The organism is Nocardia ignorata NBRC 108230 (assembly GCF_001612905.1).
Lineage (GTDB): Bacteria > Actinomycetota > Actinomycetes > Mycobacteriales > Mycobacteriaceae > Nocardia > Nocardia ignorata.
The window spans coordinates 1-22,151 of record NZ_BDBI01000065.1 but is presented as its reverse complement, the minus strand read 5'-3'; the positions used below and the strand labels follow the sequence as shown (position 1 = coordinate 22,151).

24 protein-coding genes and 1 pseudogene are annotated in these 22,151 nt (G+C 68.2%); 11 read left to right on the top strand and 14 right to left on the bottom strand.

Annotated elements, in window-relative coordinates; translation table 11 throughout:
* Positions 1-30: 30 nt before the first annotated feature.
* Positions 31-753, bottom strand: coding sequence for a GntR family transcriptional regulator (locus NI2_RS32545; RefSeq protein WP_067499109.1), 723 nt, complete (start codon positions 751-753; stop codon positions 31-33).
* A gap of 106 nt (positions 754-859) precedes the next feature.
* On the opposite strand from NI2_RS32545, the gene NI2_RS32540 reads away from it, so the two are divergent.
* Together NI2_RS32540 and ilvA are read left to right on the top strand one after the other, a co-directional pair.
* Positions 860-2,038, top strand: coding sequence for a serine hydrolase domain-containing protein (locus NI2_RS32540; protein ID WP_067499107.1), 1,179 nt, complete (start codon positions 860-862; stop codon positions 2,036-2,038).
* Between the two features lie 117 nt (positions 2,039-2,155).
* Entirely contained in the window at positions 2,156-3,370 is a 1,215-nt protein-coding gene (gene ilvA / locus NI2_RS32535; protein ID WP_067499149.1) for a threonine ammonia-lyase, read from the top strand.
* Positions 3,371-3,403: 33 nt separating this feature from the next.
* Here ilvA and NI2_RS32530 read toward each other — a convergent pair whose 3' ends face one another.
* The 3 genes from NI2_RS32530 to NI2_RS32520 all read right to left on the bottom strand — a co-directional run bounded on the left by NI2_RS32530 (position 3,404) and on the right by NI2_RS32520 (position 6,534).
* Positions 3,404-3,727, bottom strand: a complete 324-nt coding sequence (locus NI2_RS32530; RefSeq protein ID WP_067499105.1) for a DMT family transporter — start codon at positions 3,725-3,727, stop codon at positions 3,404-3,406.
* 31 nt (positions 3,728-3,758) lie between these two features.
* Positions 3,759-5,180 carry an argininosuccinate lyase gene (argH, locus tag NI2_RS32525; RefSeq protein ID WP_067499103.1) on the bottom strand — a complete coding sequence of 474 codons (1,422 nt, stop codon included), beginning with the start codon at positions 5,178-5,180 and terminating at the stop codon, positions 3,759-3,761.
* 151 nt (positions 5,181-5,331) lie between these two features.
* Positions 5,332-6,534, bottom strand: coding sequence for an argininosuccinate synthase (locus tag NI2_RS32520; protein WP_067499100.1), 1,203 nt, complete (start codon positions 6,532-6,534; stop codon positions 5,332-5,334).
* Positions 6,535-6,708: 174 nt separating this feature from the next.
* On the opposite strand from NI2_RS32520, the gene NI2_RS34605 reads away from it, so the two are divergent.
* The 4 genes from NI2_RS34605 (at position 6,709) to NI2_RS32515 (ending at position 8,260) form a co-directional block, all read left to right on the top strand.
* A complete protein-coding gene (locus tag NI2_RS34605) occupies positions 6,709-6,849 on the top strand; it encodes a hypothetical protein (protein ID WP_166655845.1) in 141 nt (46 codons plus the stop codon).
* 21 nt (positions 6,850-6,870) lie between these two features.
* Positions 6,871-7,005: a hypothetical protein gene (locus tag NI2_RS35500; protein ID WP_255284058.1), complete on the top strand. Its 135-nt coding sequence runs from the start codon at positions 6,871-6,873 to the stop codon at positions 7,003-7,005.
* Positions 7,006-7,250: 245 nt separating this feature from the next.
* Entirely contained in the window at positions 7,251-7,403 is a 153-nt protein-coding gene (locus NI2_RS34335; RefSeq protein ID WP_157104720.1) for a hypothetical protein, read from the top strand.
* Between the two features lie 56 nt (positions 7,404-7,459).
* On the top strand, positions 7,460-8,260 hold the full coding sequence (locus NI2_RS32515) for an aldose epimerase family protein (RefSeq protein ID WP_067499097.1): 801 nt from the start codon (positions 7,460-7,462) through the stop codon (positions 8,258-8,260).
* Here the strand turns inward: NI2_RS32515 and NI2_RS34820 are convergent.
* The 10 genes from NI2_RS34820 to NI2_RS32470 all read right to left on the bottom strand — a co-directional run bounded on the left by NI2_RS34820 (position 8,226) and on the right by NI2_RS32470 (position 17,310).
* The gene (locus NI2_RS34820; RefSeq protein WP_218018539.1) at positions 8,226-8,555 is read right to left on the bottom strand and encodes a Fic family protein; all 330 of its coding nucleotides are present in this window, start codon (positions 8,553-8,555) and stop codon (positions 8,226-8,228) included. The genes NI2_RS32515 and NI2_RS34820 overlap by 35 nt on opposite strands.
* Positions 8,556-8,732: 177 nt before the next feature.
* Entirely contained in the window at positions 8,733-9,227 is a 495-nt protein-coding gene (locus NI2_RS35580) for a Fic family protein (RefSeq protein WP_218018538.1), read from the bottom strand.
* A gap of 233 nt (positions 9,228-9,460) precedes the next feature.
* Positions 9,461-9,964 (bottom strand): arginine repressor, encoded by a 504-nt coding sequence (locus NI2_RS32505; protein WP_067499094.1) that lies wholly within the window; start codon positions 9,962-9,964, stop codon positions 9,461-9,463.
* Between the two features lie 34 nt (positions 9,965-9,998).
* Positions 9,999-10,931 (bottom strand): ornithine carbamoyltransferase, encoded by a 933-nt coding sequence (argF, locus tag NI2_RS32500; RefSeq protein ID WP_067499092.1) that lies wholly within the window; start codon positions 10,929-10,931, stop codon positions 9,999-10,001.
* The gene (locus NI2_RS32495) at positions 10,928-12,130 is read right to left on the bottom strand and encodes an acetylornithine transaminase (RefSeq protein WP_067499090.1); all 1,203 of its coding nucleotides are present in this window, start codon (positions 12,128-12,130) and stop codon (positions 10,928-10,930) included. Before NI2_RS32495 ends, argF begins: the two co-directional genes overlap by 4 nt.
* Complete coding sequence (gene argB / locus NI2_RS32490; protein WP_067499087.1) at positions 12,123-13,028, bottom strand: acetylglutamate kinase; 906 nt, start codon at positions 13,026-13,028, stop codon at positions 12,123-12,125. The genes NI2_RS32495 and argB overlap by 8 nt, the downstream gene beginning before the upstream one ends.
* Positions 13,025-14,251, bottom strand: coding sequence for a bifunctional glutamate N-acetyltransferase/amino-acid acetyltransferase ArgJ (gene argJ / locus NI2_RS32485; protein WP_067499085.1), 1,227 nt, complete (start codon positions 14,249-14,251; stop codon positions 13,025-13,027). Before argJ ends, argB begins: the two co-directional genes overlap by 4 nt.
* Positions 14,248-15,306 (bottom strand): N-acetyl-gamma-glutamyl-phosphate reductase, encoded by a 1,059-nt coding sequence (gene argC, locus NI2_RS32480; protein WP_067499083.1) that lies wholly within the window; start codon positions 15,304-15,306, stop codon positions 14,248-14,250. The genes argJ and argC overlap by 4 nt, the downstream gene beginning before the upstream one ends.
* Positions 15,307-15,333: 27 nt before the next feature.
* Entirely contained in the window at positions 15,334-16,557 is a 1,224-nt protein-coding gene (locus tag NI2_RS32475; protein WP_067499081.1) for a cation:proton antiporter, read from the bottom strand.
* A gap of 105 nt (positions 16,558-16,662) precedes the next feature.
* Positions 16,663-17,310 (bottom strand): TetR/AcrR family transcriptional regulator, encoded by a 648-nt coding sequence (locus tag NI2_RS32470; protein WP_067499079.1) that lies wholly within the window; start codon positions 17,308-17,310, stop codon positions 16,663-16,665.
* Positions 17,311-17,449: 139 nt separating this feature from the next.
* Here NI2_RS32470 and NI2_RS32465 point away from each other — a divergent pair, with 139 nt between their 5' ends.
* From NI2_RS32465 to NI2_RS34330, 5 genes and pseudogenes are all read left to right on the top strand, one after another.
* Positions 17,450-18,586, top strand: a complete 1,137-nt coding sequence (locus NI2_RS32465; RefSeq protein WP_067499076.1) for a VOC family protein — start codon at positions 17,450-17,452, stop codon at positions 18,584-18,586.
* The gene (locus NI2_RS32460; RefSeq protein ID WP_067499073.1) at positions 18,583-19,521 is read left to right on the top strand and encodes a fumarylacetoacetate hydrolase family protein; all 939 of its coding nucleotides are present in this window, start codon (positions 18,583-18,585) and stop codon (positions 19,519-19,521) included. The genes NI2_RS32465 and NI2_RS32460 overlap by 4 nt, the downstream gene beginning before the upstream one ends.
* Complete coding sequence (mhpA, locus tag NI2_RS32455; RefSeq protein ID WP_084477125.1) at positions 19,511-21,163, top strand: bifunctional 3-(3-hydroxy-phenyl)propionate/3-hydroxycinnamic acid hydroxylase MhpA; 1,653 nt, start codon at positions 19,511-19,513, stop codon at positions 21,161-21,163. Before NI2_RS32460 ends, mhpA begins: the two co-directional genes overlap by 11 nt.
* On the top strand, positions 21,160-21,966 hold the full coding sequence (locus tag NI2_RS32450) for an SDR family NAD(P)-dependent oxidoreductase (RefSeq protein WP_067499071.1): 807 nt from the start codon (positions 21,160-21,162) through the stop codon (positions 21,964-21,966). The genes mhpA and NI2_RS32450 overlap by 4 nt, the downstream gene beginning before the upstream one ends.
* Positions 21,963-22,151 (top strand): annotated as a pseudogene (locus NI2_RS34330) (mammalian cell entry protein); the annotation flags it as partial. The gene NI2_RS32450 and the pseudogene NI2_RS34330, both read left to right, overlap by 4 nt.

The window sequence follows — 22,151 nt, the reverse complement described above, 5'->3', positions numbered from 1 at the left end:
TTGCCCTGCGGTTTCCCGCGAATTTCGCCGCTATTGCGCCGAAGATATATCCTCCGGCGCGAGCAGACCGGTGTCGGTGGGAAGGGTCGCGATCACCGATTCCAGTCGCCGATGGTGCTCCTCGGCCGCGGCGAGCAGACGGGCCACATCACGGGCGAGGAAGGCGTCGAGCATCGCGAGGTGGTCGGTGTGCAGAAGCTCACGGTCGGCGCGATCGACGTGCACCATCGATTGCACGGGTTCGGTGACATTCCAGGCGGATTCGAGCATCTGCAACAGGCGGAACATACGCGACGGGCGGGTCAGCGCCACATGAAAACAGCGCGATTCGCGCAGATACGCCGCCGGATCGTCGTCGAGGATCGCCCGCTCGAGCAGGTCGTTCACGGCGAGCAGTTCGGCGCGTTCGGCATCGTCCGCCGACAGCGCGGCCGCGGCGAGCGACGCCGATTCCAGGGTATCGCGCACGATGTACATCTCCCGCAGTTCACGCGCCGTGAGCTGCGCGACCTGGTACCCACGCTGCGGCCGGTGGGTCACCAGCCCCTCCCCGATCAGGGTTTTCAGCGCCTCGCGCACCGGGATGTGACTCACTCCGAACAGTACGGCCACCTCGCGCAGCGGGATCACGGTGCACGGCGGGACGGCACCGTCGAGGATCACGCGGCGCAGTTCGCCCAGGATCACCTGTGGCCTACCGGGTTCGTCCACCACAAGCCTCGCGAGCAGCGCCGATCGTCGTCTCGAGGACATGCGTGCACGCTATGACCCGAGTATTGCGCCCACGCTGCCGGATGTGACGGTCAGGAAAAGATCACCGTACCGACCGGTCCCATGGGTGATTTGGCATGCTCGGGTGATGGGAGTTTCGACAACGCAGTCGGTGGATCGCCGTTTCGTCCGTCTGGTCACCGTGTTCGACCAGTTGTTCCGCAAGCCTTCGCACGGGGGTGGCGCGCTGTGCGTGTACTTGCACGGCGAACCGGTGGTCGATGTGTGGGCCGGGTACGCACGCCCGGGTGTGCCGTGGACGGCGGACTCGGTGGCGCTGGCCTTCTCCACCGGAAAAGGCGTGGCCTCCACGGTGATTCATCAGCTCGCCGAGCGTGGCGAGCTCGACTACGACACCCCGGTCGCCGAGTACTGGCCCGAGTTCGCGGCGGCGGGCAAGGGTCGCATCACGGTTCGCGACGTGCTCACCCACCGAGCCGGGCTGCACCGGTTGCGCGGGCTGATCTCCGGGCCGATCGACACCTTCCTCGACGACAAGGCGGTCACCGCCGCGCTCGCCGCCGCCACCCCGGACCCTCGTCATCTCGTCACCAGTGGTTACCACGGGATCAGCTATGGGCACCTGGCCGCCGAGCTGGTGCAGCGAGTCACCGGCCGCGAATTCGTCGACGTCGTCCGCACCGAACTCGCCGAACCTCTCGACGCCGAGGAGCTCTGGTTCCGCGTGCCCGCCGGGGCACGCCATCGCATCGCCACCACCTTCCCGCGTCTCACCGCGGCGGGCATGGATTGGGAGCGCGGCTCCGACCTGCTCACCCGCACCCGATTCGCGGCGGCGGCCGAAACCACCCCGCGCGGTTTCGCCGATCTCATCGTCGACCCGCGTGTGCACGACGCGGTGATGCCCGGCGTCAACGGTGTCTTCTCGGCCCGCGCCCTGGCCCGCGTCTACGGCGCCCTCGCCAACGGCGGCGAACTCGGCGGCACCCGCATCCTGTCCCCGGACACGATCCGCCGCGCCGCCACCCGTCAGGTCTTCACCCCCGACTATGTGCTCGCCTTCCGCATCCCGTGGGCGATGGGCTATCACGGCGTCCCCATGAAACCCTCACGCGCCGAACCGATCTCGGCCTTCGGACACTTCGGCCTCGGTGGCTCTGGCGCCTTCGCCGACCCCGAAACCGGCCTGTCCCTCGCCTTCGTCACCAATCGCCTCGGCGGCAAACTCACGCCCCTCGGCGACGCCCGCCTCACCCGCCTCGGCACCATCGCCCACAACATCGCCAAGGCCGCCCTCCGCGCCTGAGCTGGTCATTCGATCACCACGCTCCGGTGGCGGCATCGGCCGAGTGGCAGCCGCCACCAGAGCGTGGTGATCGCGCGCCCAGGTCCGTGGGAGGGCGGCGGCTGGCACGATGGGGCGATGGAGAGCGTTGAGTTCGGGCAGGTGGAAGCCGCCGCGCGGGTGGTGGGGGCGGTGGTGCGGCGGACGCCGGTGGTCGGGTCGCGGGTGCTGTCGGAGCGGGCGGGAGTGCCGGTGTGGTTGAAGTGCGAGAACCTGCAGCGGACCGGGTCGTTCAAGCCGCGCGGCGCGTACAACCGGATCGCGAATCTGTCGCCTGCGGAACGGGCTCGCGGAGTGGTGGCGGCGAGCGCGGGTAATCACGCGCAGGGGGTGGCGTGGTCGGCAGCGGAGCTGGGGATCACCTCGACGGTGTTCATGCCGATCGGGGCGTCCTTGCCCAAGCTCGTCGCCACCCGGGCCTACGGGGCGGAAGTGCATCAGGTCGGTGAGACGATCGATGAATCACTGGTCGCGGCAAAGGAATTCGCGGAGCGCACCGGGGCGACACTGATTCATCCGTTCGATCATCCCGACATCGTCGCCGGGCAAGCGAGTGTCGCGCTCGAGATTCTCGAGCAGGTGCCGGATGTGCGGACCGTGGTGGTGCCGACCGGCGGCGGTGGGTTGCTCGCGGGGGTGGCGATCGCGATGAATCATTGTGCGCCGCAGGTCGGAGTGGTCGGCGTGCAGGCGGCCGAGGCGGCGGCGTGGCCGGATTCGCTGCGGGCGGGCACGCCGATGCGGGCGTCGCGGATGTCGACGATGGCCGACGGTATCGCGGTGGGGATGCCGGGTGCGGTGCCGTTCGATCATGTGTCGAAACTGGTGTCACGGATCGTCACCGTCGACGAGGAATCGCTGTCCAAGGCTCTGCTGCTGTGTCTGGAACGGGCCAAGCTCATTGTCGAACCGGCGGGTGCGGCGGGGGTTGCGGCGTTGCTCGGCCCCGAATTGCGTGACCTGCCCGGTCCGATCGTGGTGATCCTGTCCGGCGGCAACATCGACCCACTGCTGCTCACCCGGGTGATCAATCACGGTCTGAGCGCGGCCGGACGCTATCTGGCGATGCGGGTGACGATCTCGGACCGGCCGGGTGCGTTGTCGGCGCTGCTGGGAGTGGTCGGCCGGGCCGGGGCGAGTGTGGTCGATGTGGTCCACTCCCGAACCGGGACGTGGCTCGCGGTCGACGAGGTGGAGGTGTCACTCACCGTGGAGATGCGGGGACCCGCGCACCGCGACGATGTGCTGGACGCGCTGCGCGACGCGGGCTTCCGGGTCCGCGCCGAGTTGTGAGCCGAGCGGGATTCGCATCGGCGCCGCCCGAAGTCAGTGCGCGCCACCGAGTTCCAGTGCCAGCACGCCGAGAATGACCAAGCCGATTCCACCGACCTGCACCAGCGACAGCCGCTCACCCAGGAACAGCACACCGATCAGGGCGATGGCGGCCACCCCGACGGCAGACCAGATCCCGTACGCGACGCCGATCCCCATCCCCCGTTTCAACACCTGGGACAGGAAGTAGAAGGCCGCACCGTATCCGAGCACGACCACCACCGACGGCACCGGTTTGGTGAATCCTTCCGACAGTTTCAGCGAAACGGTCGCGGTCACCTCGGATGCGATGGCCAGTGCCAGCAAGAGCAGGGTCATGGCGGCAGACTAGCGGGGCGCGGCAGGTTGTTCAGTTCAGCCAGGCACGGGCTTCGTCGGCGTTCTCGCGGACCTCGTCGAGTTGTTCGGCGACGCGGACGCCCGCAGTGCCGCCGCGGGCGTTACGGGAGGCGATCGAGCCGGGGACGGTGAGTACTTCGCGCACACCGGCGGTCAGCGATGGGTCGATGGCGGCGAATTCCTCGTCGGTGACTTCGTCGAGGCCGACACCACGTGCCTCGGCGGCGCGCACGCACGCACCGGCCGCTTCATGGGCGACGCGGAACGGAACACCTTGGCGCACCATCCATTCCGCGATGTCGGTGGCGAGCGTGAAACCGGCGGGGGCGAGTTCGGCCATGCGGTCGGTGTGGAAGGTGAGGGTGCCGACCAGGCCGGCGATGGCGGGCAGCAGGAGTTCGAGCTGGGCGACCGAGTCGAACAGGGGTTCCTTGTCCTCCTGCAGATCCCGGTTGTATGCCAGCGGTTGGGCTTTCAAGGTGGCGAGCAGGCCGGTCAGGTTGCCGATCAGGCGGCCCGCCTTGCCACGGGTGAGTTCCGAGACGTCGGGGTTCTTCTTCTGCGGCATGATCGACGAGCCGGTGGACCAGGCGTCGGCGAGGGTGACGTAGCCGAATTCCGGTGTGCTCCAGAGAATGATCTCCTCGGCCATCCGGCTCAGGTCGACACCGATCATGGCGAGGACGAACGCGGCCTCCGCCGCGAAGTCACGCGAAGAGGTGGCGTCGATCGAATTGGCCGCCGAGGCAGTGAAATTCAGCTCCGCGGCAATCTGCTCGGGATCGAGACCGAGCGAGGAACCGGCGAGCGCGCCCGAACCGTAGGGCGAGATCGCGGCGCGCTTGTCGAAGTCGCGCAGGCGTTCCAGGTCGCGCAGCAGCGGATGCGCGTGGGCGAGCAGGTGGTGGGCCAACAGCACGGGCTGGGCGGCCTGCAGGTGGGTCTTGCCCGGCATCACCGCGTCCGGGTGCGCGGCAGCCTGGGCGACGAGCGCATCGACCACATCGAGCACTCCGGCGGCCACGCGGCGCACACCGTCACGCAGCCACATGCGGAACAGGGTGGCCACCTGGTCGTTCCGCGACCGGCCCGCCCGCAGCCTGCCGCCGAGCTCGGTGCCGACCCGTTCGATCAGTCCCCGCTCGAGCGCGCCGTGCACATCCTCGTCGGAGTCGGCGGGACCGAACGCCCCCGAGGCCACGTCGGCGGCCAGCGCGTCCAGCCCGGCCAGCATGCCGGACAGATCCTCGTCGGACAGCAGCCCCGCCTTGTGCAGCACCCGGGCATGCGCCTGGGAGGCGCGGATGTCGTAGGGAGCCAGCGCCCAGTCGAAGTGCGTCGACTTGCTCAGCGCCGCCATCGCCTCGGCGGGCCCGGACGCGAAGCGCCCACCCCAGAGGGCACCGGTGTTCGTGCTGCCGCCGTCGGTCATCGTCTGCCGTCTCCTGTCCGCCTCCCCGGGACTTTTGCCGGTCGCGGGGAGGTCGCTGGGTTCTACACCGGGCTCACGTCATGGACCACAGCGGTTCTGGGCGTACCCGGTGAGTTACCCATGTTCGCGCGAAATCAGTCGGAGCCTTGAACTACTTCTGGTTGAGGTCCCGCCGTGCCGCGACCTTGGAGGACAGGCCGTGGATCTGGACGAAGCCCTTGGCCAGGGACTGGTCGAAGGTGTCGCCCTCGTCGTAGGTGGCCAGGTTGAAGTCGTAGAGCGACTGCTCGGAGCGGCGGCCGTTGACCACGGCGGAACCACCGTGCAGCACCATGCGGATGTCGCCGGAGACGTGCTGCTGGGTGTCCTGCACGAAGGCGTCCAGGGCGCGCTTGAGCGGGGAGAACCACAGGCCGTCGTAGGCCAGCTCGCCCCAGCGCTGCTCCACCTGCCGCTTGTAGCGGCCGAGCTCGCGCTCGATGGTGACGTTCTCCAGCGCCTGGTGCGCGGTGATCAGCGCGATGGCGCCGGGCGCCTCGTAGATCTCGCGGCTCTTGATGCCGACGAGCCGGTCCTCGACCATGTCGAGGCGGCCGACACCCTGACGACCGGCGCGGGTGTTCATCTCCTCGATGGCCTGCAGCACGGTGACCTGGCGGCCGTCGATGGCGACCGGCACACCCTTGTCGAAGGTGATGATGACCTCGTCGGGCGCCTCGAAGTTCACCGTCGGGTCGGCGGTGTAGTCGTAGACGTCCTTGGTCGGCGCGTTCCACAGGTCCTCGAGGAACCCGGTCTCGACCGCGCGGCCCCACACGTTCTGGTCGATGGAGAACGGCGACTTCTTGGTGACGTTGATCGGGAGCTTGTTCTCCTCGGCGAAGGCGATGGCCTTCTCGCGGGTCCACGCGTAGTCGCGGACCGGGGCGATGACCTCCAGGTCGGGGGCCAGGGCGCCGATGCCGACCTCGAAGCGGACCTGGTCGTTGCCCTTGCCGGTGCAGCCGTGCGACACGGTGGTGGCGTTGTGGAACTTGGCGGCCTCGACGAGGTGCTTGACGATCAGCGGCCGGCTGATGGCCGAGACCAGCGGGTACTGGCCCATGTACATGGCGTTGGCCTGGATGGTGGGCAGGCAGTACTCGTCGGCGAACTCGTCGCGCGCGTCGACCACGATGGCCTCCACGGCGCCGCAGTCCAGGGCTCGCTGGCGCACCACGTTCATGTCCTCGCCGCCCTGGCCCAGGTCGATGGCGACGGCCACGACCTCGGAACCGGTCTCCTTCGCGATCCAGCTGATGGCGACGGAGGTGTCAAGCCCACCGGAGTAGGCGAGTACGACGCGATCGGACATGTCTGTTGCGCTCCTTGAACTGGTGTCTGTGGACGGCTCGCGCCGTTGCTGCAAATGATTATGCACGATGATGCAAGCTCATTCATCACCGGGGTGCGACTCCTCGACGGCCGACACCATCTGTGAGACGCTGGTCACAGTAGCTACTCATCCAGTCGGGGTCGAGGAGTAAACGTGCAGCAATTACGTGATTTCGCTCAGGCCAACTACGACCTCATCGGGCTCGTCGTCATCGGCGTCGGGAATTTCGCCCTGACCGTCGGCAAGACCCTGTTCGACCTGAGCACCCCCATTCTCCAGGATTTCTTCGCCTGACCCTCGGCACCGGAGGACACCATGGAAGACGCCATCCTGCAATTCCTCATGGAGAACTACGAGCCCGGCGCGGCGGTCGGCCTGCACGTGGGCCGCGTGCTGTTCGACCTCAGCTCGCCCCTGATCCTCGCCGTCCTGAATTTCCTCGCGTCCTGAACACGGTCGTACCAGCTCGCGCGGGCAGCGCGCGTTCAGCTCGCGCAACTCCTCAGCGAAGTCGGCGAACCGCCGAGCGCGCCAGGCAGGTCTGAACGCCTGCCTGCGGTACCGCGCGGCCGGGGTCGGCCCACGGTTTGAAGGGCGCGAGATCGGGAAGCACCCTCGCAGGGTAGTGCGCCGTACATGGTGTACGGCACTCTGGGACAGCACTATTCGGCCCGCCAGAAGTGAGGACGAACAAGATGCTTCATTACATCGCGCAGGAATTCTCGACGCTCGGCAACGGTGTGCTCGATGTCGGTCGCGCCGTGGTCGAGCTGGTGCAGGACATCATCGATGTCGCCACACCGGGCCACAACGGTGGCGCGGGCGGCGGGGAGTACCCGTTCAACTGATGTCGATCGGCGCGGGCTGCGCCGGATGACGGGCCCGCGCCGATAGTGTCCCCGGCATGAGCGACGACGTGCGACTCAGCGCCGGTACCGCGACAGTCACCATCGCCCCCGACGACGGGGGCGCGATCCACAGCCTCACCGTGGCGGGCACGGAATTGCTGCGCCAGGACCCCGGGACCGGATGTTTCGTGATGGCGCCATGGGCAGGCCGGCTCGGCTTCGGGAAGCTCACCGTGGGTGATCGCACCTACCAGCTGCCGATCGACAACCCGCCGCACAGCATTCACGGCACCGTCCGCGACAGGGCGTGGGAAGTCGTGTCCAGGACGGCGAACGAGGCGATACTGCGTTGCCGGTTGACAGCGCCCTGGCCGTTCGCGGGCACGGTCGTGCAGACCTTCACCCTCACCGAGTCGGGCCTGACCCTGGCGATGCGCATCACCACCGACCGCGACCCGTTCCCCGCCCAGGGCGGCTGGCACCCGTGGTTCCTGCGCGATCTCGCCCCCGCCACCGGCCCACTCGAACTCGGCTTCCACCCGGCCTGGCAATACGAACGCGGCCCCGACTACCTCCCCACCGGCCGCCACATCGCACCTACTCCCCCACCCTGGGACGACTGCTTCGCCATGCCCGACGGCGTCCGCGCCCGCCTCACCTGGCCGGGCTTCCTCGAGTTCACGGTCACCAGTCCCGTCACCGACGTGGTCGTGTGGACATTGCCGGAGGAATCCCTCTCGGTCGAAGCACAATCCGGACCACCGAACGGGCTCAACACCGCCCCTCGGATGGTCACCCCCGATTCGCCGCTCGACATTCGCGTCAGCTGGACCTGGCAGCGGTTGTCGCGGAGTTGAACCGCAGCGCCTTGTTCACGCCCGGACGCGACCGGACCCCTGCTGCGAAATCATCGAGGGCCGTGAGAATTGCGTCGGCCTGCCAAACTCGGTTTCTGGCACGCTGCGACACCAAGCGCAGCACGCCCGACTGGACGAGTCGGGCGATCGCCCGCTGCGCCGCGACCGCGCTGATGCCGAAGGTTTCGGCAACGTAAGTGCTGTTCACGACCGGCTGCGCGATAAGACTGTCGATCACCTTCCATACGACGGAATCCGCGCGAGCGGTCGTCTGTTCCCGGTAGCCGGTGCGCACAGCGCGAAGGTCTTCGACCAATCGGCGTCCGGCACCGACCGCGTAGAACGTCGCCTCCACGAATCGGCGGACGATCGGCTCGGGATCCCCTGTGCGATATCCGGTCAGCGCATCGAAATAGCTAACCGTATTCACCAGCAAGCCCGCCGAGATCGGTACGGTGATGTGTCCGGTCAGCTACCGGGCGCTCAACATCGCGTGCACCAGGGCGCGGCCCGTTCTCCCGTTGCCGTCGGTGAACGGGTGGATCGTCTCGAACTGCGCATGAGCGAGCGCGAGATGAACCAGGGCGGGTAGGTCGTCGCGACGGGTGAAGCGGATCAGGTCGGCAATCGCCGCCGGTACCCGGTCATGAGGTGGCGGAACGAAATCCGCTACGTGCGGACCAATATTGCTGCCACCGATCCAAACCTGTTCGTCGCGCCATCGCCCGGCATGTGCGGGATCGGACTCGCCGAGTAGTGCCCGGTGCATGGCCAGGATCGAGGCGGCATCGATGTCCCCGCCCAGGCTTATCGCCGCCTCCATCGCGTGCACATTGGCGGTCACGATGCGTGCGTTGCGATTGCTGTGCTCGCCGAGCACAGCAAGGGCGAGCTGCCTGGCCCCCACCGTGAGGTTCTCGATCTGTGACGATGCGGAACTCTCCGTCCGCAGCAGGACTGAACTCATGGGACCGAAGGCAGTCGGCCCCCAGTCGGGCGGAAAGGTGCGCGTCGAACCGCGCCAGTTCCTGCGCGGCCTTTTCCGCCTCGGTGAGCAGTGAGACCGGCAATTCCACCGGCTGTTCGGCGATGTCGGTGAGCACCGCGGCCGAGTAGTCTCCCGCGTTAAGTAACGCGGATCGCTACCTAACCTTAGTGCTGCATTGTTCGGTAAAAGTCGGAGTAAGCGAACGACGACGGTCAGGCCAGGCTTTCGATCTTGGCGGCGAGTTCGGCGCCGGTGAGGGGTTCGCGGGCGATGACGGCGATGGTGTCGTCGCCTGCGATGGTGCCGACGATGTAGGGCAGGGCAGCGCGGTCGAGGGCGCTGGCCAGGAAGTGGGCGGCGCCGGGTGGGGTGCGCAGGACGGCGAGGTTGCCGCTGGAATCGGTGGAGACCAGCAGGTCGGCCAGCAGTTTCGACAGGCGGCCGGTGCCGCCGGTGACGCCGCGGACGGGGCTGCCGTCCTCGGGGACGATGTAGACCCCGGCGCCGCCGTCGGCGGCTCGCAGCTTCACCGCGCCGAGTTCGTCCAGGTCACGCGACAGGGTGGCCTGGGTGGTCTCGATGCCCTCGGCGGCCAGCAGTGCGGCCAGTTCGGTCTGGCTGCGCACCGAATGCGCCGAGAGCAGCTCGACGATGCGTGATTGGCGGCCGGCGCGGGTGCGGGCGATGGCGGGTGTGCCCTTCTCGGGTGCGCTCATCGCCTGCCCTCCGCGTCGGCCCCGGATCGCGGTCTCACGCGGCGGCTTTCGCGAGCAGCCACACCAGCAGCGCCTTCTGGGCGTGCAGCCGGTTCTCGGCTTCGTCCCACACCACACTGTGTGAACCGTCGAGCACCTCGTCGGTGACCTCCTCACCACGATGTGCCGGAAGGCAGTGCAGGACGATCGCTTCCGGGTTGGCGGCGGCCAGCAGTTCGGTGTTGAGCTGGAACGGGCGGAACGGCCCGACGCGATCGAGCCCGTCGTTCTCCTGACCCATGGAGGTCCAGGTGTCGGTGACGAGCACGTCGGCGCCGGTGGCTCCGGCGACGGGATCACCCGTAACGGCCACCGTCGCACCGGTTTCGGCGGCACGCTTGGCGGCGGCCTCCATGATCCAGGGCAGCGGCTCGAAACCTGCGGGCGCGGCGACGGTCACGTTCATGCCCGCCGTGACACCACCGAGCAGCAGCGAGTGCGCCATGTTGTTGGCGCCGTCGCCGAAGAAGGTGAGGTTGAGTCCGGCCAGCGAACCCTTGCGCTCGGCGATCGTCTGCAGATCGGCGAGGACCTGACACGGGTGGAACTCGTTGGACAGCGCGTTCACCACGGGAACCGTTGCGGTGGCGGTCATTTCGTCCAGCCGCGACTGCTCGAAGGTGCGCCACACGATGGCGTCGACGTAACGCGACAGCACGCTGCCGGTGTCGCCGAGGGTTTCCTCACGGCCGAGCTGGGTGTCGCGACCATCGACGACCACGGCGTGCCCGCCGAGCTGGGCGATGCCGAGTTCGAAGGAGAACCGGGTGCGGGTGGAGTTCTTCTCGAAGATCACCCCGACTCCGCGCGGGCCTTCCAGGGGGCGGTGCGCGAAGGGGTTCTTCTTGAGTTCGGCGGCGAGAGCGAGGATTTCGGCCTGTTCGGCCTGGCTCACGTCGTCGTCGCGCAGGAAATGGCGCAGGGTCACTTGGTCGCTCCCTTGGCATCGGCGGCGGCCTTGTCGAGGATCTCGGGCAGGTCGGCGACGAAATTGTCGGCCTGGGTTTCGGTGAGCACCAGGGGCGGTGCCAACCGGATCACGTCGGGCTTGGCGGGATTCAGCAGATACCCGGCCTCGCGGGCCCGTTCGTCCACGTGGGCGGAGATGTCGTTGCGCAGCACGATGCCGATCAGCAGGCCCGCCCCACGCACATGGTCGATCTCGGGGTGCTCGAGCAGGGCGATGCCGTCGCTGAGTTTCTTGCCGACCCATTCCACATGGCTCAGCAGGTCCTCGGAGTCGATGGTGCGCAGCACGGCCAGCGCCGCCGCGGCGCAGACCGGATTGCCGCCGAAGGTGGTGCCGTGCAGACCCGGGGTGAGCAGTTCGGCCGCCCGCCCCTGTGCCAGCACGGCGCCGATCGGGAGGCCACCACCCAGACCCTTGGCGAGGGTGATCGCGTCGGGCACGATCCCGGCCGCCTGGTGTGCGAAAAACGTTCCGGTACGGCCGATTCCGGTCTGCACCTCGTCAAGGATCAGCAAAGCTCCGGCCCGCGAGGTGATTTCGCGCGCCTTGGCGAGGTAGTCGAACGGCGGGACGACCACACCGCTCTCCCCCATCATCGGCTCGAGGAACACCGCGGCGGTGTCGGAGTCGACGACGGCTTCCAGGGCGGCGGCGTCACCGTAGGGCACGTGCACGACGCCGGGCGGCATCGGCTCGAACGGCGCCCGCTTCGACGGCTGACCGGTGAGCGCGAGCGCGCCCATGGTCCGCCCGTGGAACGCCTCCTCGGCGGCGACGATCTTGGACCGCCCGGTGAGCCGCGCGATCTTGAACGCGGCCTCGTTGGCCTCGGTGCCGGAGTTGCAGAAGAACGCCTTGCCCTCGCCGTCACCGAAGTGGGCGAGCAGCTTCTCGGCCAGTTCGATCACGGGTTCGCTGGCGTACAGGTTCGACACGTGGCCGAGGGTGCCGAGCTGCTGGGTGACCGCCTCGAGGATGGCGGGATGCCCGTGGCCGAGGCTGTTGACCGCGATACCACCGAGGAAATCGACGTAGCGCTTGCCGTCGGCGTCGTAGACCACGGCCCCGGCGCCACGCACCAGCGCCACCTTCGGGGTGCCGTAGTTGTTCATCATCGCGGCCGACCACCGCTGCTGCAGTTTCGCCACTTCACTCATCTTCGGCCTCCCCCGGGGTCACCATGGTTCCGATTCCTTCTCCGGTGAATAGTTCAAGTAGTACCGAATGCGGGACGCGCCCGTCGATGACGTGGGCACTCGGCACCCCGCCACGGACCGCGCGCAGGCAGGCCTCCATCTTCGGCACCATGCCCGCGTCCAGGCTCGGCAGCAACTCGGCGAGGGCGTCGGCGTCGATCCGGCTGGTGAGCGAGGATCGGTCCGGCCAGTCGGTGTAGAGGCCCTCGACATCGGTGAGGACGACGAGCTTCTCCGCGCCGATGCCCTCGGCCAGCGCGGCCGCGGCGGTGTCGGCGTTGATGTTGTGCACCACGCCGTCGGCGTCGGGGGCGATGGTGGAGACCACCGGGATGCGCCCCGCGTCGATCAGGTCGAGCACGGCGCCGGGGTTGACCTCGGTGACATCGCCGACCAGGCCGATATCGGTGGCCACCCCGTCGACGGCGACGGTGCGTCGGGTGGCGGTGAACAGGTGCGCGTCCTCACCGGAGATGCCGACCGCGTACGGCCCGTGCGCGTTGATCAGCCCGACCAGCTCGCGCCCGACCTGACCGAACAGCACCATCCGCACCACATCCATCACCTCGGGGGTGGTGACGCGGAATCCGCCACGGAATTCGCCTTCCATGCCCAGCTTTCTCAGCATGGCATTGATCTGCGGGCCGCCGCCGTGCACGACAACGGGGTGCACGCCGACGGTGCGCAGGAACGCCATGTCGGCGGCGAAGGCGGACTTGAGGTCGTCGTCGATCATGGCGTTGCCGCCGTACTTCACGACGACGATCTTGTCGCGGAACTTCTGCAGCCACGGCAGCGCGTCGGCGAGGACGTGCGCCTTGTCGAGTGCCGAAAGGCTGTGCAGCACACCGGCGTTCATGAGCTGTACGCCGAATTCTCTTCGACGTAGCCGTGCGAGAGGTCGGTGGTGCGCACCATGGCGGTGCCCTCACCCACATTGAGCTCGATCAACACGTCGATATCGGCGCCGGACAGGTCCACCTCACGCGCGCCCGGAGCGCCGACACTGTCGACACAGACCGGATTCCCGTTGAACGACACCGCGATCCGATGCGGGTCGAGGGTCACCGGGGCGATGCCGACGGCGGCGAGTACCCGGCCCCAGTTCGGGTCGGAGCCGAACAGCGCGGTCTTGACCAGGTTGTCGCGGGCGACGGCACGGGCGACGGTGAGCGCCTCGTCCTCGGTGGCCGCGCCGGTGACGGTGACCCGCACCCGCTTGGTGACGCCCTCGGCGTCGGCCATGAGCTGAGCGGCAAGGTCGTCGCACACGGTGAACACGGCGGCGTCGAGGTCGTCCTGCGAGGGGCTGACGCCGCTCGCGCCGTTGGCCAGCAGCAGCACGGTGTCGTTGGTGGAGCAGGAGCCGTCGACGTCGAGCCGGTCGAAGGTGTATTTCGTCGCCTTGCGCAGTGCCTCGTCGAGCTGTTCGGGGGTGGCCACCGCGTCGGTGGTGAGCACGACGAGCATGGTGGCCAGCGAGGGGGCGAGCATGCCCGCGCCCTTGGCCATGCCGCCGACGTTCCACTTGTCCTCGTGGTGGAAGGCCGATTCCTTGGGCACCGTGTCGGTGGTCATGATGGCGTGGGCCGCGTCGGAGCCGCCGGTGAGACCGCCGCCCATCTCGTGCACGATCTCGGTGATCGCGGGGACGAGTTTGTCCATCGGCAGCCGGTCACCGATCAGGCCGGTGGAACAGACCGCGATCTCGCCCGCACCGGTCTCGGTACCCCAATTACTCAGTGCCGCGGCGAGTTCCTCGGCGGTCCTGTGGGTGTCCTGGAAACCGCCGTGGCCGGTACAGGCGTTGGCGCCACCGGAATTGAGGATGACCGCGCGCACGTGACCGGACTTCAGCACCTGCTGCGACCACAGCACCGGGGCGGCCTTCACCTGGTTGCGGGTGAACACGCCCGCCGCGGCGTATTCGGGGCCCTCGTTGAGCACCAGCGCGAGGTCGGGTTTGCCGCTGGCCTTGATGCCCGCCGCGATGCCCGCCGCGCGGAAGCCGAGCGGGGCCGTGACGCCCTGGGTGTGGATGAGTTTGCCGTGGTCCGGCGCGTGCGGATCAGGGGTTGTCACGGTGCCACTCCTACGGTGGAAAGTCCTGCGGTCTCGTCGAAACCGACGGCCAGATTCATCGATTGCACCGCGGCGCCCGCGGTGCCCTTGGTCAGATTGTCGATCGCGCCGATCACCACGAGCAGGCCCGCGTCGGCGTCGACGGCGACCTGCAGGGTGATGGCGTTGGAACCGAGCACCGAACCGGTCTGCGGCAGCATGCCTTCGGGCAGCAGGTGCACGAAGGGCTCGTCGGCGTAAGCCTTTTCGTAGACGGCCCGGGCCTGCGCGGCGTCGACCTTCACCGGTGCGGTGCAGGTGGCGAGGATGCCGCGCGGCATCGGCGCGAGCACGGGCGTGAAGGACACCGAGACATCCACGCCGCCCGCGGCTTTCAGGTTCTGCGCGATCTCCGGGGTGTGCCGGTGGGCACCCGCCACGCTGTAGGCGCGCACGCTGCCCATGACCTCGGATCCGAGCAGGCCGATGTCGAGTCTGCGGCCCGCACCCGAGGCCCCGCTCACCGCGACGACGTTCACGTTCGGTTCGATGATGCCCGCCGCGACGGCCGGGGCGAGCGCGACACTGGACACCGTCGGGTAGCAGCCGGGCACCGCGATGCGGCGGGCACCGGTGAGCCGGGCGCGCGCGCCGGGTAGTTCGGGCAGACCGTAGGGCCAGCTGCCCGCATGGGCGCTGCCGTAGTACTTCTCCCAGGCGGCGGGGTCGGTGAGCCGGAAGTCGGCGCCGCAGTCGATGACGACCGTCGACTCGGGCAGGGCCTGCGCGATCGCGCCGGACTGGCCGTGCGGCAGACCGAGGAACACGATGTCGTGTCCGGCCAGGGTCTGCGGGGTGGTTTCCTGCAGGACGCGGTCGGCCAGCGGCAGCAGCTGCGGCTGCAGTGCGCCGAGGGCGGTGCCCGCGTTGGATCCGGCGGTCAGCGCCCCGATCTCGAGGCGCCCGGCTCGGTATTCGGGATGGCCGAGCAGCAGACGCAACACCTCGCCACCGGCGTACCCACTGGCACCGGCAACCGCCACCCGTAATACGGGTCCTCCGGACGTTTCCACCATGTGATGATTATGCACGAGTATGCAAGCTCATTCATGCGCGGGTGTGACGGACTCGGCGCCACGTGCCCCGATCAGTCGCGCGACCAGCGGGAACACCAATACCGTCGTGGCTCCCGCGGCCACCAGTATCGAGGCTACCTCGCTACTCAGCAGGCCGGTGCGGGTCGCGACCTGCGTCACCGCGACGATGATCGGCAGACCGGTAGCCGCGTAGAGGGCCAACTGCACCCGCTCGCGGCCCGTGGGAAGGTTCGACCCGTGCGGCACGAAGCGCTCGCTCAGCCACACCGGCAGACCGCGTGCGATCGCGATGGTGAGCACGAACCACACCCACAGCGCCGGGTTGCCCGCCACGGCGGACACGTCGATACCCATTCCGGAGACCACGAAGAACACCGGGATCAGCAGGCCGTAACCGATGGCCTCGAGCGAGGCGTCCACGTCGGGGTGGCCTGCGGCGATGAGTTTGCGCAGGATCATGCCAGCGGCGAAGGCGCCGAGCACCACGTCGAGGTCGAATTCCTCCGCGATCACCATCAGGACGAGGAGTAGCAGCACGACTCCGCGCACCGGGAGCTGCGAGGTGCCGCCGTCGAGCCGGCCGAGCGCCGATCCGAGGTCGGGTATCCGGTCGAGCATGCGCACCGGGATCAGCCCGACGAGCACCGCCGCGACCACGAACATCAGCACGGTGACGAGCGCCGACATGGAGTCGCGGCTGCTCAGCAGCACCGACATCGCGACGATGGGCCCGAGTTCACCCACCGCGCCGTGCGTCATCACCGCGCGACCGAGTGGCGAGTCGGCGATTCCGGCCTGCTTCAGCATCGGCAGGAGTGTGCCGAGCGCGGTGGAGGTGAGCGCGATGGCCACGGCGATGCGGGTGCCCGTCGACCGGTCGGTGGCCAGGGTGACGATCCCGAACGCGAAGACCAGGCACACGAGCCAGACCAGCCAGGCCGTTCGCCCCGATTTCCCTCGCAGCAGGGCCGGGTCGAGTTCGTAGCCCGCGAGCAGGAACAGCATTCCCAGCCCGAGCTCGCTGACGAGGTCGACGCCGCCCCCGGCGTCGGCCCACCCGAGCACGTACGGGCCGAGCACCGCACCCGCGACCAGCAGGATCACCACATCGGGCAGATATCCGCGCAGCAGGCGCGACACCACCGGCGCGATCACCGCGACCAGCGCGATCCAGAACAGCGACACGATCGGCGTCGGCCCGTCGGCACCGGCGGAAGCGAGCAGCTCCATGCGGGTCATCGTGGCACAGCGCACCAGCCGATCCCCGACACCGCGCGAGTCCCCGCGTTACCACGCGAGTTCCGCGCAAGACAGCACAGGGGTGGCACCACCCGGTCAGCCGTCACCGTCCGTGCCGGGCACGGCATCCAGCGACACCGGCGCACTGCACAACTCTTCAGCATCCTCACGCGAGAGGCCAAGTGCGACAAGGATTCCGACGGTCATGTCGTCTACGGTCACGGCACAGTCCCGGTCGGGCTGTCGGAGCAACAGTCGCCCGAGGCCGAGTAGCGATCCGGTCACCAGCGCCATCGCCAGGTCGGTGTCCTCGACGACGAAACGTCCCGCGCGTGTCGCGGCGGCGATGTCTCGTTCGGCGCGCGGCGCGAGGCCGTGGTCGGATTCGATCAGTGAGGCGGCGGAGTTGATCAGGATCCGGCTGAGGTCGGGCTGCAGCCGAAACAGTCGCCCGACGATACGGAACGACTTGGCGAATCTCTCCGCCGGATCGGCCAGGTCGGTCGTCAGCGCGTCGAGGTAGTCGCCCAGCGACTCCAACGCGCTGTCGACCGCCGCGACGAACAGTTCTTCCCGGCTGGCGAAGTGGTTGTAGAACGAGCCCATTCCCACGTCCGCGGCCTGCGTGATCTCGAGGATGGGGGCGTTGAGCCTGCCCTCGGCGATAAAGCGTTGCCCGGCCGCGATCAGGGCCGAGCGAGTGCGAGCTTTGCGGCGTTCGAGCCTGTTCGCTGCGGTGGGCATCGTCGTTGGTCACCTTCCGGCAGTGGTTCGACCTGCCGCGATCTTATCCACCATCAAATCTGACGAATTCCCCAGAACCCTTGACTGAACGGATAGTCATAATTGAAGATATCGTCAGTAACAGCGAGCAGGAGGCGAGATGTCGGTAGGCCACAGCGACACACATCGCGGCTTGCATGTCGATCAGGGCGCGCTGCCGGGCGAGCACTCCGGCCGCGCCGGAAACCCGATCGTCAAGGTCGCCGACCTCGCCTGGCTCGAGTTCGGCAAGCCCGACCTGCTGCGGGCCGAAGCGTTCGCGCTGGCGTTCGGGTTCTCGGTGGCTTACCGCGGTTCGGCGGAGATACACCTGCGCGGCACGCAGGCAGGCACGCCGTGCGTGATCGTCCGCAAGGCAGTGCGCTCCCACTTCGCGGGTGCGGCGTTCCAGGCCGCCGAGGAGTCCGATCTGCTCAGGCTCGCCGAGGCCACGGGTCATCACGTGCAACGGCTACCCGAGAGCCTCGGTGGAATGGGCGTCACCTTGCACGACCCGGGTGGCGGGACCGTCCGGGTCGTGGCGGGCACGCATCAGTTGCCGAAGCTACCGGGGCAGCCCGCGCGCCCACTCAACGTCGGTGCGTCCACCGCGCGGATCAACACGACGCAGCGACCACCGCGGGTGCCTGCCCGGGTCGAGCGGCTCGGCCATGTCGTGGTCTCGCGCACCCGCTTCCTCGAGAACCTGAACTGGTATCTGGAGCATCTCGGCCTGATCGTGAGCGATTTCCTGTATTTCGACGGGCAGCGCGCACGCGGGCCCGTGATGGCCTTCATCCGCTGCGACCGCGGGAACACGCCGACCGACCATCACACCCTCGCCATGACGCTCGGCCCCTCGGATCGTTACGTGCATTCGGCGTATCAGGTGTGCGACCTCGACGCGCTCGCGGCCGGTGGCGAGTTCCTGACCGCGCGCGGCTATCGGCGGTCCTGGGGAATCGGACGGCATATCCAGGGCAGTCAGATCTTCGACTACTGGCGCGATCCCGACGGTTTCCTCGTCGAGCACTTCACCGACGGCGACCTGTTCGACAGCTCACTGGAACCCGGCTGGGCACCGATGACGGCCTCGGGGCTGGCGCAGTGGGGCCCACCGGCGACCAAAGACTTCCTCGGTATCGCACCGAGCCGCAACTCGCTGCGGGAACTCCGCTCCCTCTTCTCTTCGCTCCACCGAGACAACGAATTCGACGCCCAGCGCTTGCGGGGCCTTCTGAAAGTAGCCGACTCATGAGCATTTCCGTGGTGCGCACCATCGACGCATGGTGGGTGCTGACCCCAGACGGCGCTGCCCGAATCGACACCGAGGCCGTGACCACGGGCGAACTGCTGGCCGACCGCGGCGCGATCGAAGTGGCGCGCCGCGGCACCGACACCACGCCGGTGGAGACCCTGGCGCTGGTCTCCCCGGTGACCGCGCCGTGCCGGGTGGTCGCGCAGATGACCAATTACGTGTCGCACGTGCGGGATTCGGGGATGGACCCGCAGACGGTTCCGCTGACATTCTTCCGCAAATCGTCCGGATCCATCAGCGGTCCGGAGGACGACATCGTCAAACCGCCGCACGTGCGGTTGCTGGACTACGAGATCGAGATCGGGCTCGTCATCGGCGCGCCGCTGCCGGTCGGCACCACACTCGACACGTCGAATATCGGGGGCTTCATCGCCGGTTTGGTCATCACCGACGATGTCTCCGCCCGCGACGTCCAACTGCCCAAAACCCAGTTCTACGAGGGTAAGTCCTATCCCACCTTCACGCCGGTGGGCCCGGTGTTGCTGCTGCTCGAAGCAGGCGAGTTCGACAGATTCCACGAGCTGTGCCTGACGTTGCGCGTCAATGGCCGGGTGCGCCAGCACAGCACGGTGGCCGACATGATCTACGGCCCCCTAGAAACCCTGCGCGCCCTGACCGGTTTCCAGCGCATGGATCCGGGCGACCTGTTGCTTACCGGCACCCCGGGCGGAACCGCCTTGAAGGCCCCCGCCAAACCCGTCGAGATTCTCGGTTCGCTGATCCCGCCCGCGCTCAAGTGGAAGATCTTCTTCGCCAAGCAGGCATCGAACCCGGACTACCTGCACGACGGCGATGTGCTCGAGCTGACCGTCTCGACACCGGACGGCGCGCTCGACCTCGGCGTTCAGCGCACCAGGGTGCGTTATGGGCACTGAGCAAGGCCGGATCGAGCACTACCCGGTGGCGATCGTCGGGGCGGGTCCGACCGGCATGACCGCCGCATTGCTGTTGGCGCGCTACGGCATCGAGTGCTTGGTCCTCGATCGCTGGGAGAAGGTGTATCCGCAGCCGCGGGCGGTGCACCTCGACGACGAGGTGTACCGCATTCTCGCCGACCTCGGTCTCGGCGACGCGTTCGCGGGGATCTCCCGGCCCGGCCGCGGCCTTCGGCTGGTCGACTCCGCCATCGCCACGCTCGCCGAGTTCGACCGCGATCCCGCCCGGATGCCACACGGATTCCCGCCGGCCAACATGTTCGACCAGCCGGATCTCGAAGTCCTGCTGCGGTCGCGGCTGGCATCGACGGCGGGCGTCCGGATGCGCGGCGGCTGTGAGGTGCTGGACGTGGCGAACACGCCCGAGCACGCTCGCGTGCGATATTTCGCTGCAGAAGCCAGTGAAACACGCACTGTCACAGCGAATTTCGTGCTCGGTTGCGATGGCGCCAACAGTGTCGTGCGCGCGTCGATCGGTGCACGCATGCGCGATCTCGGTCTGGAACAGCGGTGGCTGGTGGTCGACATCGCCACCGACGCCGACCTCGGACAGTGGGATGGCGTGCACCAGGTGTGCGACCGGGAACGGGCCGCGACGTACATGCGCATCGGTGCCGCCCGGTACCGCTGGGAGTTCCGCCTGCGTGACGACGAGTCCGCGGACCAGTTCGCCACACTCGACGCCATCGAGCCGCTCCTGTCCCCCTGGCTACGCGAGGTGAGCGATCCCCACCTGACGCTGATCCGGTCCGCCGGGTACACTTTTCGCGCCCAGGTGGTCGACCGGTGGCGGGATCGCAGGATCTTCCTGCTCGGCGACGCGGCACATCTCACCCCGCCGTTCATCGGGCAGGGCATGGGCGCGGGTCTGCGCGACGCCCAGAATCTGATCTGGAAGCTGGTCGCCGTCCTCGGCGCGGCACTGCCCGACGCCGCACTGGACTCTTATCGAACCGAGCGTGAACCGCACGTCAGGTCCATGATCGCGCTGGCCGTCGCCATCGGATGGGCGATGACGTGCGGCGCGACGACCCGCACGCTGGCCTGCAAGTGGGTGTGGCCCGTGCTCGGCCGGGTTCGCGGCCTCGAAGCCAAGCTGACCGACAGCGCCACACCGCGACTGACCCGGTCGATGTTCGTGGCGCGACGCGCGTTTCGGCCGCTCGACCTGGCCGGATCGCTGTGCCCCAACTACCTGGTCGAGGGTGGCAGGCGGGTCGACGACATCGCTGCCGGGCGTTTCCTCTTCGTCGCGACCGCCCCGATCTCCCGCCAACAGCGGACCGAACTCGACCGGCGCGGTGCCGCGGTACTGGCGGTATCGGCGTCGTCGGAACTCGGCGAATGGCTGCGCCGTGGACGAGCGAGCGCCGCGATCGTGCGTCCCGACAACACCGTACTGGCGGCCTCTCGCTCGGTCTCTTCCCTTCATACCCGCGTACCGAGTTGCCCCACCCTGTCGACCGCGCCCGCAGACCGTGGTCGAACCGGCCCGCAGACCGAAGTGCTTCGTAGACAACATCATTCGCAGGCCGCTGAGTCTTCCGCTCGCGCTCGTTCGGCCGGACAGGAGTCGGTATGAAGACAGCGATCGTCACCGGAGCGTCCTCCGGAATCGGGCGGGCCGTGGCCGCCGCCCTGGTCGCGCGCGGCTACCACGTCCTCGGGACGAGCCGTGACAGTTCCACCGTGGCCGATCCCGTGCCGGGGGTGGACTACCGCGATCTGGATCTCACCGATCGTGGCTCGATCGCCCGTTTCGTCGACGCGCTCGACGGCACAGCCGTCGACGTGCTGGTGAACAACGCCGGGGAGAGTCAATGTGGGCCGCTCGAAGAGCTGCCGATGGACGCCGTGCGGAGGTTGTTCCAGCTCAACGTCTTCGGTGCGGTCGAACTGATCCAGCTGCTGCTGCCGAGGATGCGGGAACGGGGTCGCGGCAAGATCGTCAATATCGGGTCCATGCTCGCGAGCTTCCCGCTCGCCTACCGAGCGTCCTATGTCGCGACCAAAGCCGCCCTCAAAGGCTTCGCGACCGCCGCGCGCTACGAGCTGAAGCCGTACGGCATCGACATCACCACCGTCGAGCCCGGCTCCATCGCGACCGGACTGTCCGGGCGCCGCACGAAGTACCTCGGCGACGACTCCCCCTATCGTGCGCGGTTCACCGCGGCGATCGCCGCCCTCGATGCCAAGGAAGCCGAGGGGATCTCGGCAGACGACGTCGCCCGCACCGTGCTCGAAGCCGTCGAGGCCGCGCCGACGTTGCCGCTCTATGCCGTCGGCTCCCATGCGCCTGTCGTGTTCCTGGCTCAGCGGTTGTTGCCGCGCAGGGTGATCGAGGCCGTCGTGGCCTGGGCGTACGGCGGCAGGAGCGCATCGTGAAACTGCTGCGCAACAGATGGTTTCGCTTCCTCGTCACCGCAGCGGCGGTGACAACGATCGCGAGCTGTTCGCTACCTGGCGCCGAACAGGCACTCGGTGGCTCGACCGAGATCACCGCGGATTTCGAGAACATCGCGGGGATCTTCGAGGGCAACGATGTGATGGTCCTCGGTATAGCGGTGGGT